Below are 15271 nucleotides of genomic sequence, written 5' to 3' on the forward strand. Positions count from 1 at the left end.
AAGGCATAGTTATGGCAAGGGCAACTTTTCATTAAGAAGTTAATCATCTTCTAAGGACGATTCCTTATTACTTTCTTCTTGCGGCGTGGCGAATTTTCTACACCACGCTGGCTCTACATGATTCCTATATGCGTTATCTACTATTCTAACCATTGAACAATCAGGGTCTATATCTAACGCCATTTCAACATATTTTTCAACATCACCTAGCCTAAACCACCAACTTATATAGCACATTAGAGCGTAAACTTGCACTTTTAATTCTGGTATTCCATCTACAACACAAGCCATAGCTTTTAGTAGATTTACAACGTCTAACGCTTTACAAATATCTGGAAGCTCGTGATCTTCGTTAAATTTTTCTTCTAGAAAACGTCTTAAATCTTTAGATATTTCTTTTGTTCTAGGCTCTAAAGCTAGAGTAAGCAACGAGTCGATATTGTAGTACTCTTCTTTAGAGTCCAGTAAAGCCACAAGCAAAGTGTCTCGAACGTTAATATTGTCAAACATTGCAATCGGCAGCATTATAAGGTCGTAACCTACAATGTTTCCTTCTTTTTTGCAAATCATATTATTCCAGTTGCGTATTGATTGATTTACAAAAATATCAAAAGCCGAGAATACTTCTTGCTTACATTTAACATCTAAACCTCTGTTTATGTAATCAATATACTTTTCAAAAAATTCTGGAGCTAAAGATCTAAGATTTTCAATCCAATTATCGTTGTAATCATGATGATTGTTAACATAATCTTTAGGAATGTCTAAAACTGCTATACACTCTTTTGGAAGATGATTAAGATCCACTTTTTCTATTGTTTTTCCAGAAGCATAGCTCACAGCAAAATAGTCTTCGGATTTGTTACAAATCATACTTGCAGCATAAATATTCGTCATCTCTTTAAAAGTTGAATATTCATGATCTTTGTCTTCAAAAAATTGTGTCTCGCTGATTTCGCAGCCTTTAGACTCGTTTTTTATTGTTTTCATAATTCCTCCCCTGTTTGTTTGTGCTTGTTATTTGTTATTTGTTATTCGTTATTCGTTATTCGTTACTCGATACTTGCTGTATTGATTTCGCTGTTTCTTTTAACTTTGTAAATAAGAGTTTTGCATTGCAAAAGCGATAGCGCAATAAAAACTAAGCAATGTGGTTAAAGGCTATAAATCCTAGAAAAATCCTAGAAAAGTCTTAGAAAATACTCACTTCTGCAATGTCTAAGGCATGTGGATAACTCGTAGATATGAGTTTAGATTCGCAAAAGTCATGCATCGATACGCGTATAGGCGAATTAATTTATAGTCAATTTGATTCTTTAGCTTGCAAAAATCTTATTTCTAATTGCAATAAAACACTTAAAAACGTTGTTTCCCAGGCCATTTTGTCTAGCGAAGGCGGGAAACGACTTAGAGCTTTATTCGCATTATATGCTTTTGATGCAGCAAAAGAGAGCTACTCAGCTACGCAAAGTGACGATTCTTACAAAAACTCAAAAAACGCAATGCTAGACGTTGCTTGTGCTCTAGAAGTATTTCAAACAGCAGCTCTTGTTCACGACGACATAATCGACGAATCCGCTTTAAGACGAGGAAAACCAAGCGCATATTGTGCGCTATCTAAAGCCACAAACAATAGTCATATTGGAACTGGGCTTGGATTAATGCTCGGAGATATTTTAGCGTCTCAAAGCTTCGACATAACCAGAAAAGCGTGCGAAAACTTGCAAAATCCTAATGAGGTTTTATGCGAATTTACAAACATGCAAAAAAACGTTGGAATTGGCCAAATTCTAGACCTTTCAATCGAAATGATGAGCCTGGATAATCCACAAAAACTTGCCGAATCTTCTATAAACGTTTTTAGGTGGAAAACTGCAAGTTACACAACTATTGCACCTCTTGCTCTAGGATTTTTGGCTGCTGGAATGCAAAAAGACTACGCAATCAATTTAGCGAATCAAATTGGAGATCCTTTAGGAATCGCATTCCAACTTGCAGACGATCTTTTAGATATTGTTTCGGATTCTGCTCACACAGGTAAGCCAATCGGAGGAGATATTCGAGAAGGAAAACGCGCTGTTCTTCTAGCAGACGCATTAGAACTTTGCACTCCCGAAGATAATCTCTTCTTAATAAACGCATACACTTCTAAAAGCCGAAACGAAGATGATGTTAAAAGAATCATTGATATTTATAGTAAAAGTGGCGCTATAGGTAAGTCTAAAAAGCGCATTCACAATCTTTGGGTTGAATCGCAAGAAAAAATAGACGCTAGTTCGCTAAGCAATCATAGTAAAGTCATTTTGCACAATATTTCTAGCATGTTTATTCCTAAAGAATGGCAATAAGCGCAAATTGCGACTATTCTTTACTGTATTACCTGTACACTTTTAAATAGTGTGTTTTAATACGCGTATAAGGGATTTACTATATGAGTGAAGTTCAAGCGCAACTGGGAATGTGTATTGAAAATCGCTATCGCATAGTTAAAAAGATAGCGGAAGGTGGCATGGCTACTGTTTATAAAGCGCAAGATGAGCGTCTTAATCGCCCTGTTGCGCTTAAAATCATGCATACTCAGCTTGCTCAAGGTCTTCACCGAGAACAATTTATTGCAAGGTTCCGCCGAGAAGCAACTTCTGCAGCATCAATCGCAAATCCGCATATTGTTCAAGTTTACGATACTGGCGAATTTGAAGGACTTGACTACTTAGTTATGGAATATGTTCATGGCGTAAATCTTAGATACGAGATGAACAAATACGGCACTTTTAGTGTAAAAGATACTTTGCGCGTGCTGGCTCAGACTTTAGATGGTCTTGCATCCGCACACCTTGCTGGCGTTGTACACAGAGATATTAAGCCAGAAAATATTTTGATTAACGACCGCGGAAACGTGCAAATCACCGATTTTGGACTTGCGCGTGCAATTTCTCAAGCAACTCTTTCTTCTACGGGTCTTCTTCTTGGAACGGCTGCATACCTTGCTCCAGAAATGATTGAGAAGAATCTTGCAACTCCTCAAGGAGATTTATATTCCGCAGGAATGATGGCTTGGGAGATGTTAGCTGGCAGAGTTCCTTTTAACGCGGATAATTCAGTAACTCTTGTTTTTAAGCATGTTCACGAAGACACCCCTTCTATAAAAACTGTTTGCAAAGATATCAATTCTTCGGTTGCTGATTTTCTTAGTTCGATTACTGCTCGAGAAATGGAAAAAAGACCAAGTGATGCTTCTAAAGCGCTTAATATTTTAAGAAGAGTGTGCTCTGGCTTAAGCGAAGAAGAGTGGCAATATAAGTTTGAAGTAGATTTAGACGCAGAAAATCAATCTTTTGAAGGCTCGATAATAACAAACAAACTTGAAGATAAAAACTCTAATCTAAAATCCCAAATACCGCTTCCGCCTAGCATTAATAGCAATACTTTTAATAGCAATACTTTGGGTAATTCTGATTCGTCGAATGATACTATATCTAACACAAAAGAGCTAAATAAAACTGTAGATATGGATAAAACTACAGACATAGATAAAACAGCTGATATTGACGCAACTCAAGCATTATCTACAAAAAACTCCGATTTTAATGAAGGTTCTTCAAACTATTCGTCTTCAACAAGTAGCAATCCTCTAGAAGACTTTAACGATAATAATATGCTCACTGTTACAATGCGCGCACCGCAATTTATTAGTGAACGATTAAAAGCTAAAAGAAATAAGTCTAATAATGCAAACGACAATGGCAAAAAAACGCGCAAAAACATTATTATTATATCTGCAAGTTGCGCAGCAATCGCAGCAGCCGCAGTAGCATTTGGCGCGTACTGGTACTATTTAGGCCCTGGAAGCTATTGGTCTTTACCAAAACCAAACACGCAAGAATGCGCATCACAAAGTGCATGTAAAATAACAAACGTTCCGTGGGCAGACTACGAGCGCACTCTTAAAATATCTAATATTCCTTATTCGGTTTCTAAAGACTTTAGCGACAACATACCCGAAGGAAACATTATTTTCACTAATCCAGATTTTAGTGGCAGCAAAATCTCTAAGCGAAATAATGGCCGCGTTAAAATTGTTGTTTCAAAAGGCGTACGCAAGTCAACTATTCCAGAAGACATTATAGATCCAACTTCCAATGCTGGAAAAGATCCTATAAAAGCATTAAAAAAGGCAGGATTTACTTCTATTACGCATAAATCAAGCGAAGATATTTATTCTTTGGAAATTCCTAAAGGATGCGTTGTTGAGATTTCGCCAACTCCTGGAATGCAAATGAATCACAATAAAAATATTACTGTGATTCTTTCTAAAGGGCCAATGCCTGTTTCTATGCCAGACGTTGTTAATCTTACAAAAGAAGAAGCAGATAAGGCATTTAACGAAGCAAAATTAGTTCCAAACTACAGCGAAGAGTTTAATGACAAAGTAGGAAAAGGCAAGATTATTAGCGCGTCTGTGCAAAAGGGAACGCAAATGCATTGGGGAGATAAACTCGATGTTGTTGTTTCTAAGGGACCGAAGACTATAACAATGCCAGATGTGCGCAATAAGAACGCTAATGAAGCTAGAAGAATACTTGAATCGCTTGGATTAAAAGTTAATATTTCTGCGCCTTTGGGCGATCTTATGCACACTGTTAGATTCCAATCCGCGGCTCCAGGGTCTCAAGTTAGAGTTCTAGACGAAAGCGGAAATCCAACAACAGTAACGTTAACGATTATTTAACTATTTAACTTAACGATTATCTGTTTTTGCTTGCGACTCTTCTAGCATGCGCTTTTTAACAGTTTGCGCATATTCGTCAACGTACTCTTGACCGCTCATTTGTTGGATTGCTTTTGTTACTTTATTAGTAAGATCTCGAAGAATATCGTGCGTAATTTCTTCTGGACTCATCTTGCTAACTTCGATTGGCTTTCCGTAAATCGCCTTAGTATTGCCCTTTGCAGGCATAATCTGGCCATGTTTTTGAAGTTCGCGAGTGCCAACAATCGCAACTGGAACAATCGGACATCCTGTTTCTAGAGCTAATCTTGCAGCGCCTGAATGACCCTTATATAGCTTTCCATCTGGGCTTCTTGTTCCTTCAATGTGAATACCAAAAAGCTGACCTTTTTCTAGGATTTCTTTAGCGTGATTCAACGCGCCAAGCGATTTTGATCCGCCAGAACGATCCACTGGAAACACGCCAACAGACGTAAACCACCACTTTTTGAATCGCCCCTTTAATCCTTTGCCTTCAAAATACTCAGCTTTTCCCATAAAATGAATCATTCGAGGGCATGTAAGAGGTAAAAGCGCGTCGTCAATAACAGCAAGATGATTTGCTGCAATAATCGCTCCACCTGTTTTAGGAATATTATTGACTCCTTGAGCAGTAGGGTGAATCCTTAAGCGAGCAATGAATCCAAACCCCTTTACAAAGAACCAATACAACATGCTAATCCCCATTCTAGCAAGATTCACAAAATAGCATTCAAACTATCAAGCAGACTTGCTACAGTATAATTCATGACTTCTTCTAAGAATACCAACTCCCATAACCGTTTGTATAATAACGAAAACAGCAATGGTGACGATTCGTTTAGTCAAAACTTTAACGACGACTGGTCTCAATTCGTTAGCGAGCACAAAAAAGATTTTAATGATTTAGAAAAGTCCAAAAGCGCAAAAATCTTTAGAAAACGCATTAATCAAGCTGCAGAACCATTAAGAAACATAGCATTTAACACTAAACCTGGTCCAAGAGATAACACAACATCAAGCTGGCTCGATGTTGATAAAACAATGGACGAATACGGAGATGACTTTGTTGCTCCAAACCCCCATTTTAAGAACGTTTCCATTACCCTTATAGTTTTATGGAGCGTGTTTGTTTTGGGCGTTCTAGGCATGATTTTGAGCGTTCTAGTGCCATATTTTGCGATTTACACTGGCTCTGTTAGCGCTTTCCTATTTTTGATTGGTGGCGCAGGCCTACTTATGAGCAGAAAAAAGGACAATACTTCTAGCGAAGACTATAACGAGTTTGGAAAAGGCGCGCGAGTTTAGAGCTACGACTAAGAATTTAGACTCTATATAGCAATTGATGAATATGCGAACCTTGTAGTGCGTTTGTATCAAAAAACACGGAAATTCAGTACAATCGCACTACATATTTGTATTTATGTGTAGTGCGTTTGTATCAAAAAACACCAAAATCAAATACAATCGCACTACAATATCAGTGAATTAAAGTGCATTCGCGCAAAAGAATGAGGCTGATGCATTAACACCAGCCTCATTCTTATAAAACGTTACTTTATAAGACTTTGACTTTAATCCTCATTTTGACCGTGGCAAAGCTTGTACTTTCTGCCAGATCCGCATGGGCATTCGTCGTTCTTATTTGTTCCAGGGAACGTACGACCATCGGCCCAAGGAGTCTTCCACTCCTCCGCCTTTGGACGCTTGCTTAATGGAACTTCGCCTTCTGCATGGCTCATAGGAGCAGGACCGACGATTCCAGAATGCTCGTCTTCTTCTTGCTCTTCTTGCTCAATGCTTTCGTCAATATAAGAATCATCTTGATTTTCTGTTTCTGCAACAATCTGCTCAAGATTCATGCGGAACAGAAGCTGAATAGACTCTTCCTTAATTGCTTCAATCATTGAGTTGTACATTTGGAAGCCTTCGCGTTGGTACTCAACCAAAGGATCTCTCTGACCCATACCGCGCAAGCCAATGCCATCCTTTAAGTAGTCCATCTCGTAAAGATGTTCACGCCACTTTCTATCAAGAACAGCCAAAACAACTCTGCGCTCAAACTGACGCAAACTATCGGAGCCCATTCGCTCTTCAAACACTGCATAAATAGTTGTTACACTATCTACAATCGTGTCTCTTAAAGTATCAACAGCTTTTTGACCCTTAAGAGGCTCAATTTGTAAGCGAAGCTGATCCCAATCAACAATAATTGGCATAACTGCGTTCACAGCATCTTTAAGGCCTTCCCAATCCCAATCCTTAGGCTTGTCGGAACCGTTCATTGCTCCGCGAACGTAGCTATCTGCAGTATCTTTAATGAACTTTAAGATATCTTCGTGAATATCTTCGCCCTTAAGAACAGCTTGACGTTCCGAATAGATAACCGTACGCTGCTTGTTCATAACGTCGTCATACTTCAAAACATTCTTACGCATTTCAAAGTTACGAGCTTCAACAGTCTTTTGAGCTGTACGAACGCCGTTAGAAACATACTTAGATTCGATTGGTTCGCCTTCTGGCAAACCCTTAGCCATAACGCGAGCAACAAGCTGAGTGTTGAACAAGCGCATTAAGTCGTCTTCCAAGCTTAAGTAGAAGCGCGATTCGCCAGGATCACCCTGACGACCAGAACGGCCTCTAAGCTGATTATCAATACGACGAGATTCGTGACGCTCAGTGCCTAGAACATACAAGCCACCAAGCTTTTTAACTTCTTCGTGCTCGTCTTTAACTTGTTCCTTAACTTCTGCCAAAACGCCTGGCCAACGCTTCTCATACTCTTCTGGAGTATCGTCTGGAGAATAGCCTTCTGCTTTAAGCTTTGCATCTGCCAAGAACTCAACGTTTCCGCCAAGCATAATATCTGTACCACGACCTGCCATGTTTGTAGCAACAGTCACAGCACCCTTACGACCTGCAACAGCAACAACAGCTGCTTCCTTAGCATTTTGCTTAGCATTCAACACTTGGTGAGGAATACGAGCAACGTCCAAAAGCGAGGAAACGATTTCGGAAGATTCAACAGATGCTGTACCAAGCAAAACAGGCTGACCCTTTGCATGACGCTGAGCTACGTCTCGAACAATCGCAGCAAGCTTTTCCTTCTTAGTGCGGAAGATCAAATCGTCCTTATCCATACGAATAACTGGACGGTTAGAAGGAATTGGAAGAACACCAAGCTTGTATGTTCCCATAAACTCGGCAGCTTCCGTTTCTGCAGTACCAGTCATGCCAGCGAGCTTATCGTACATGCGGAAGTAGTTTTGCAAAGTAATAGTTGCAAAAGTCTGATTTTCTGCTTTTACTTCAACATTCTCTTTAGCTTCAATCGCCTGATGCAAGCCTTCGCTATAACGACGACCTGGAAGAACACGGCCAGTGTGCTCGTCAACAATCAAAACTTCGCCATTAGTAACAACGTAATCGCGATCAAGAAGGAATAATTCCTTAGCTTTCAAAGCATTGTTCAAATAGCCAATCAAAGCAGTATTGCTTGGCTCGTAAAGATTATCAATACCTAAATAATCTTCAATCTTTGCAATGCCTGGATCCAAAATACCAGCAGTCTTGCGCTTTTCGTCAATCTTGTAATCAACATCGCGATCAAGCTTTAGAACAAGCTTTGCAAACTCGCGATACCAACGCGTAACATCTCCTTCGGCAGGTCCCGAGATAATAAGTGGCGTACGAGCTTCATCAATAAGAATGGAATCAACCTCATCAACGATTGCATAATGATGACCACGCTGAACAAGATCGCCCTTTTCCCAAGCCATGTTGTCTCGCAAATAGTCGAAGCCAAACTCGTTGTTTGTACCATACGTAATATCTGCGTTGTATTGCTTCCTGCGCTCTGGAGGCTGCTGATCTGTAATAATGCATCCAACGCTCATGCCAAGGAACCTGTAAATACGACCCATAAGCTCACTCTGGTAGCTAGCAAGATAGTCGTTAACAGTAACAACATGAACGCCCTTGCCTTCCAAAGCGTTCAAATAGCTAGGCAGTGTTGCAACGAGTGTTTTACCTTCGCCAGTCTTCATTTCTGCAATATTGCCCCAATGCAATGCTGCACCGCCCATAAGCTGAACGTCAAAGTGACGCTGACCAAGAGTACGCTTTGAAACTTCTCGCACTGTAGCAAAGGCTTCTGGCATTAAGTCATCAAGCTTCGCACCATTGTCTAACTTTTGCTTGAATTTTGCCGTTTGTCCTTTAAGTTCCTCGTCCGAAAGCGCAGAAATCTGATCTTCAAGCGCATTCACAGCCTTCGCAACGTTCTCAAGGCGCTTCAATTGACGGCCTTCACCCATGCGCAAGGCTTTATCAACGATATCTACCACGTTTAGCTCCCTTAGGTCGTGTCTATTATTCGGCTAGCCAATATAGACGTAAACTGTGCCTATATTACGCGACGGCTACGATTTTTGCAGCTCGCGAGTCCAAAACAACGCATAAAATGCCCGCCTAGCTTATTACTAGACGGGCATTGCACTCATATGAGTTATTCTATTTACCTTTATTTGCTTTTATTCTTTTATTATTTCTTTACTGTTTTGTTACTTCTTTTTAGCAACATTTTCTGGAGTATCAATCTCAAACACACCATAACTCCATCCATGCCTACGATATACAACCGATGGACGCATGGTTTCTTTATTTACAAACAGGAAGAAATCGTGACCAATAAGTTCCATCTCGTACAATGCTTCATCAATGCTCATTGGCTCGGCAATGTGGAGCTTACGACGAATCACAATAGGAGTATCTCCAACACTCACTTCCACTGATTCGCCAGGACCTAAGTCGGAAGCAACCGCAGCATCTGCACTATTTGTTCCATCTTCTTGAACAACTTCTTCAACAGTTGTTTCGACTTCTGGCTCTACAACACCCAAGTCAACTGGAACCATCTGCTCGTAGCCACGACGATGATCCTTGCGGCGATCTCGAGTTCTGCGCAAGCGAAGCGTCAACTTATCTAACGCCATATCTAATGCACTGTATTGATCTGTGCTAGACGCCTCTGCGCGAATAACCGTACTTCCTGCAACTACAGTAATTTCAACTCTTTTTGCAGTATCTGCCTGCCTTGGATTGCCCTCAGTGTTAAGCACAATCTGAATGCGCTGAGCATCTGGAGCAATGGCGGTCACACGATTCATCTTGCTTTCTACAACGTCACGGAATCTTTGCTTAATTTGCGTATGACGTCCAGTGATGACGATCTCCATGCGAACCTCCTTAAGTAATCCGATACAAAATCGGTTTGTGTACACGTCAACGGCACCAGCGCCGCTGATACATCTATTATATCCGCTAAAAGCCGCCATTTTCTAGCGAGTCGCAAAATATGCGCAAAATTAAGACGTCTGCTATAATTGGGAAGGTTGAGGTTTCACGATGACCGCGGCTGCAATGTTCATTCGGAGTAGCTGAGGAACTTCCGGGCTCCGTAGAGCACAATGGCGGATAACGTCCGCCCAGGGCAACCTGAGAGATAGCGCAACAGAGAATAGACCGCCTAAACTTTTGTTTAGGTAAGGGTGAAACGGCGGTGTAAGAGACCACCGGGCTTCTGGTAACAGTTAGCCGCATGGCAAGCCTCATTGGGAGCAAGGTCAAGCAGAAGGTGTTTAAGGGCTGCTCGCCTAAGTCTTCGGGTAGACTGCTAGAGTTTGGCGGTAACGTCAAATCGAGATGGATGGTCATCCGTGTGCATTTTGCACGCGACAAAACCCGGGGTATGTGAAACCTCACCTCAACTTTTGGATTTTATTTAAGACTTTTACTTTGGCTTTTATTTAAGACTTTTATTTAAGACTTTTATTTAAGACTCTTATTTAAGACTCTTATTTAAGACTCTTTGGCGCAAAGTCAAAGTCACCATTTATTAAATCCACTACCCCACAAGTTTTCATTCCAGCTAAACGAGCTGATTTTAGTGCTGCATCAGAATCCTCAAAAACAGTGCAATCGCTTGGTTTTACGCCAATTCGCTTTGCTAAGTCAACATAAGTTTTATAGCTATTTTTTGCATTACTTTCTAAATCTTCTCCAAAAATCATCAAATCAAAGTAATCATACAAATCCGTACGCTTTAACGCAGCAACGCATAAAGACTTAGAAAGAGTAGTTATAAGAACAGTTTTCGCACCCGTTTTATGCAAATAATCAACGTAATTTTTAGCACCTTTTCTAAGCGGCAAATGCTTTGCGTATGCGTCAAAAGCCATGTCTTGCCACTCTTTCATTAAATCTTCGGGAGAATCCGTAAAACCAAAACGCTTAATAACATAATCCGCAACTTGGCGAGGTGTCATTGTTGCCGTGGAATCAGCAAAATCAGCAGGCACTTTAATACCGCGCTTAGCAAAACTCTCTTCGTCTATCTTGTCCCAAACGTCCAAAGAATCAAGCAAAGTGCCGTCAAAATCAAAAATTGATGCGTAATTTGAATTATCAACTAATGCATTTTCGCTCATATTATTAATCCCGATTATCTTTGATATTAACCCTATTATTCTGTTTTAGAAAAATCTGTTTTAGAAAAATTACTTTGAATTAGCTTAAGATTTTTCATTAGACTTTACTATTTTCAAGCAATTCTTTTGCATGATCCAAAGATGCTTGCGATTGACTTCCCGAAAGCATTCTTGCGATTTCGCTTTGGCGACTAATCTCATCTAATTTGGTAACAGTTGTATCTGCAAAACTAGAATTCTCGCCAGAATCCGCACTAGAATCAGCTCTAGAATCCGCTCCAGAATCCGCCACGCTTTCAATCTTTTTTCTAACAACAAATTGAACGTTTGCAAAAGCTGCTACTTGAGCCAAATGCGTTACAACAATCACTTGCGCACTTTTAGCAAGCAAAGCCAAGCGCTTGCCTAACTCTACGGCTGCAACGCCTCCAACACCTGCATCAACTTCGTCGAAAATAAACGTCATTGATTGATTATTGCTGTGGTTAAACTTTGCAGCAACAAGCTCCATTGCAAGCATAAGCCTACTGAGTTCGCCGCCCGAAGCACTACTGCCCATTGGCAAATAGTTAGACGCAGGGAAAGGCTTAAAAAGAAACTCAACACTATCTAAGCCGTGCACGTTCAAATCAAATTTTCCATCCTTGTTTTTAGCACTCTTAGAAACATTAATCAAAAGTTGCGCATCTGGCATAGATAAGGATTCAAGCTCTTTGCTAACTTCGTCGCTAAACTTTTTTGCAACAACTTTGCGCGTGCTATAAAGAGCTTCGGCAAGTTTTTCAGCGTCTTTATAAGTCTTCTCGCACAAATCTTTAGCGCGCGCAACAGCTTCTGGCGAATCATCCAAATCTTCAAGCTCAAATTGCGCTTTTTTGGCCCACTCTAAAACATCGTCAATTTGCGGGCCCCATCTGCGTGTTAAATCGCTTAAATCGTGAATACGATTGTTAATAGCGTCTAAATCTTCCTGACTTTCATCAACATCTAACTGCTGCGCAAGTTGCATAACAATGTCGGAAATTTGGGAAGAAATATCGTCAAGTTGATTTGCAATCGCGTTATAATCTCCGTCAACTCGAATTGAGCGAATCGCCTTAGACGCATTGTCAACCAAATGTAATGCGTCAACTGAATCTATTGCGCCATAATCAATTTGACTTGCGTCTAACGAAGAGACTGCTTCGCTAATAGCTCCAACGATTTGAGCAGCGTTTTCTATGCGATCTCTTTTAGCTTTAAGATTTTCATCCTCATTTGGCTTTGGATCGATTTGGCGAATTTTTTCTAACGATTCGCGCAAATAGTCTGCGCGCTGCCTAGAAGACGATTGCTGATTTATAAGGCGATTATATGCTTCAACAGCATTTTGCCACTTATTAAACGCGCATTCATAGTCTTGTAGTTCTTTAGAATTGCAAGAGATTGAATCCAAGAATTCGCGCTGTTTTGCGGCGGTTGCTATGCGAAGCTGATCGCTTTGACCATGAATTGTTATTGTGTGCGAGCAAACACTTTCTAGCAAAGATTTTGGAACAGAATAACCAGAGATTACAGCTCTTGATCTACCAGTTTTTGGAACAGATCTAGATACGTAAACTTCTTCTTTAGAATCGTCATCTTCACATTCTTCGGCATTAATCCCAGATTCTTGCAATATTTGCGCAACATCGCTGGATTTTGACACAGAAAACACGCCTTGCGCCCACGACTCATTTGCAAAAGATGATACTTTTGCAGAATCTGCTTTTCCTCCAGATATAAGCTTTATAGCACTTAAAAGCATAGACTTTCCAGCACCAGTTTCGCCAGTTATTGCAGTCATTCCTTTAGAAGGCGTAATAACAGCGTTAGAAATTGGGCCTAAATTACGAATCTCAAGTTCTTCAAGCACAAATACCCCCTATAGGTTTAGATTATTAGGGACGATCGAATATTCAGCATTACCATCAGCATTACCATCAGCGCTACCATCAGCGCTATCTACACTTGCACCATCTACGCATGCGCTATCTTCATAGTTTCTATCGGTTTCATTATGAAGATTTGCTTCATAAATCTTAGGCTTAGCGTCCACTTTTCGGCGATTTTCACGCCATCCAACAACTGGCAAATCAAACTTTGTGACTAATCTTTGCGTAAATGGAACGCCAGAAAGTCGTGCCAAAAGCAACTCATCTTTAGATTGCCTAATTTGAATCCTAGAACCTTGCGGCAAAGCTCTTTGACGCCTTCCATCGCAGCAAATCCACCCACCAGAAGATGATTCTTGCAAAATATCAATCGTAAAAGTAGATCCTGCTCCGATTATTAGCGGCCTAGAAAATAGTGCGTGCGCAGCCAAAGGAACCAGTTGCAAAGCCTCAACGTTTGGCCACATAATCGGGCCGCCTGCCGAAAACGCGTACGCAGTAGAACCAGTAGGCGTAGAAACAATCACGCCATCGCATCCAAAAGACGACATTTCAACATTGTCAACGCGAATCGAAAGCTCCACCATTCGCCCACGATCTGCCCTATCTAAAGTAATATCGTTAAGCGCCCAATCACTTAAAGGCTCGCTCGCTCCAGGGAGCCAAACATCTACATGCGCTTCCATTCTATGCTCTAAGAAGTAGTCTTTTTGCGCAATTCTGCGTACAGCCTCATCTATTTGGAAGCTTTCAAATTCCGCCAAAAAACCAACATGCCCAAGGTTTATTCCAATTATTGGAACAGGAGTGCAATGCACTAATTCTGCAGCTTGAAGCATTGTGCCATCCCCACCTAGCACAACAACAATTTCTGTATTTTTATCTACCACTTGAGCGATTTTTTGCGCAAAATCCGAAACTGCAGCACTATGAAACACGCTAACATTAAAACCAGCATTTTTAAGCTGAGTAGTAACTTGATTTACAACAGCACTGTTGCCATCAAGACGCGCATGCGTAACCACAAGAGCATTGCGAGAAGCAGAATTACCTTCTAAACGTTCTTGCATAGCACCCCCTTTGTAGCTATTTGTAGATTAATCGTAGCTTATTTATAGATTAATCGTAGTCTAATCGCAGCTTTACAAACATTAATAGTTATTGTAATTGTTGCACTACATATTGTGCATTAATCTACATATTGCAATATTGCGCATTAATCTTATGCAAATATTTATCAAATAATCTCTTGACTATTGAATTTGACTATTAAATCGCGCATAAAGAAGATATTCAACGTTCCCGTGAGTTCCCTCTATAGGTGATTCGCGAGTTGCAATAACGCTTAAACAGTTGTTTTTAGCGCATTCTTTAACATTTTCTAAGGCTTTAAGTCTTAGGTTTTTATCTGTTACAATTCCGCGCTTGCCAAGATTTCCCTTACCAACTTCAAATTGCGGCTTTACAAGAAGAACAATATTCGCGTTATTTTGCGCAATACGTGCAATTACTGGAATCACAAAACTAAGAGATATAAAAGAGACGTCGGAGACTATAAGATTCGGCTTGTATGGCAAATCTTCCGCGTAAACATTTCTAATATTTACGCCACTCATTTCAATAACGAGCGGATTGCTTGCGATTTTTGGGTGCAATTGACCGTGTCCAACGTCTAAAGCTATAACGCTATTGACGCCATTTTGCAACAAATAATCGCAAAAACCGCCAGTGGAAGCGCCAATATCTAATGCTTTAGTATTTGAATCAACTTTTAAGCCTAAATTCTCAAATAAGCGGAATGCGCCTTCGAGTTTTAGCGCTCCTCTAGAAACGTATTTAACGCAAGAATTTTCTTCTTTTGATTCGTCAAGGCTTATTTTTTGCGATTTTTTCACTAAAAATGACGATTTTTTAACAATGCGATTATCTACTTTTACTACTCCAGACTTGATTAAGCGTTGAGATGTAGTTCTACTCTTCACTAAACTGCGATTTACAAGCGCGCAGTCTAAGCGCTGAGCTAAATCATCTTCGTCTAGCATAAAAACCTCGCTTAAAGTTTCAAATCGTAAGCTGTAAGACGTAAGTAGTAAGTAGTAAATTGCAAGTCGTAAGCCACAAAT

At 40.3% G+C, this 15271-nt stretch carries 11 protein-coding genes and 1 other RNA gene; 4 read left to right on the top strand and 8 right to left on the bottom strand.

The annotated features are described in order from the left end of the window. Window positions 1-39: 39 nt before the first annotated feature. Window positions 40-990, bottom strand: a complete 951-nt coding sequence (locus HXT45_RS04780; protein WP_421781453.1) for a hypothetical protein — start codon at window positions 988-990, stop codon at window positions 40-42. A gap of 254 nt (window positions 991-1244) precedes the next feature. On the opposite strand from HXT45_RS04780, the gene HXT45_RS04785 reads away from it, so the two are divergent. Together HXT45_RS04785 and HXT45_RS04790 are read left to right on the top strand one after the other, a co-directional pair. Beyond that, window positions 1245-2348 carry a polyprenyl synthetase family protein gene (locus HXT45_RS04785; RefSeq protein ID WP_421781455.1) on the top strand — a complete coding sequence of 368 codons (1104 nt, stop codon included), beginning with the start codon at window positions 1245-1247 and terminating at the stop codon, window positions 2346-2348. 83 nt (window positions 2349-2431) lie between these two features. Beyond that, window positions 2432-4729, top strand: coding sequence for a protein kinase domain-containing protein (locus HXT45_RS04790; RefSeq protein WP_004574599.1), 2298 nt, complete (start codon window positions 2432-2434; stop codon window positions 4727-4729). Window positions 4730-4738: 9 nt separating this feature from the next. Here the strand turns inward: HXT45_RS04790 and HXT45_RS04795 are convergent, their stop codons facing one another. Beyond that, window positions 4739-5443, bottom strand: a complete 705-nt coding sequence (locus HXT45_RS04795; protein ID WP_004574600.1) for a lysophospholipid acyltransferase family protein — start codon at window positions 5441-5443, stop codon at window positions 4739-4741. A 72-nt stretch (window positions 5444-5515) separates the two neighbouring features. Here HXT45_RS04795 and HXT45_RS04800 point away from each other — a divergent pair, with 72 nt between their 5' ends. Then, entirely contained in the window at window positions 5516-6055 is a 540-nt protein-coding gene (locus tag HXT45_RS04800; RefSeq protein WP_115761616.1) for a hypothetical protein, read from the top strand. A 266-nt stretch (window positions 6056-6321) separates the two neighbouring features. Here HXT45_RS04800 and secA read toward each other — a convergent pair whose 3' ends face one another. Beyond that, on the bottom strand, window positions 6322-9093 hold the full coding sequence (gene secA / locus HXT45_RS04805; protein WP_101889376.1) for a preprotein translocase subunit SecA: 2772 nt from the start codon (window positions 9091-9093) through the stop codon (window positions 6322-6324). Window positions 9094-9309: 216 nt separating this feature from the next. After that, a complete protein-coding gene (hpf, locus tag HXT45_RS04810) occupies window positions 9310-9984 on the bottom strand; it encodes a ribosome hibernation-promoting factor, HPF/YfiA family (RefSeq protein WP_016635580.1) in 675 nt (224 codons plus the stop codon). A gap of 157 nt (window positions 9985-10141) precedes the next feature. Between hpf and rnpB the strand changes: the two genes are divergently transcribed. After that, an RNA gene (rnpB, locus tag HXT45_RS04815) (RNase P RNA component class A) lies at window positions 10142-10513 on the top strand. An 89-nt stretch (window positions 10514-10602) separates the two neighbouring features. Here rnpB and HXT45_RS04820 read toward each other — a convergent pair. The 4 genes from HXT45_RS04820 to HXT45_RS04835 form a co-directional block, all read right to left on the bottom strand. Continuing rightward, window positions 10603-11235 carry an HAD family hydrolase gene (locus tag HXT45_RS04820; protein WP_415680621.1) on the bottom strand — a complete coding sequence of 211 codons (633 nt, stop codon included), beginning with the start codon at window positions 11233-11235 and terminating at the stop codon, window positions 10603-10605. Between the two features lie 97 nt (window positions 11236-11332). Continuing rightward, window positions 11333-13129: a DNA repair protein RecN gene (gene recN / locus HXT45_RS04825; protein ID WP_421781458.1), complete on the bottom strand. Its 1797-nt coding sequence runs from the start codon at window positions 13127-13129 to the stop codon at window positions 11333-11335. 9 nt (window positions 13130-13138) lie between these two features. Further along, the gene (locus HXT45_RS04830; RefSeq protein ID WP_421781460.1) at window positions 13139-14218 is read right to left on the bottom strand and encodes an NAD kinase; all 1080 of its coding nucleotides are present in this window, start codon (window positions 14216-14218) and stop codon (window positions 13139-13141) included. A gap of 183 nt (window positions 14219-14401) precedes the next feature. Next, window positions 14402-15190, bottom strand: a complete 789-nt coding sequence (locus HXT45_RS04835; protein WP_421781462.1) for a TlyA family RNA methyltransferase — start codon at window positions 15188-15190, stop codon at window positions 14402-14404. Between the last annotated feature and the right edge of the window lie 81 nt (window positions 15191-15271).

It is taken from the genome of Gardnerella sp. DNF01199S, assembly GCF_049244155.1.
Taxonomy (GTDB): domain Bacteria; phylum Actinomycetota; class Actinomycetes; order Actinomycetales; family Bifidobacteriaceae; genus Bifidobacterium; species Bifidobacterium piotii.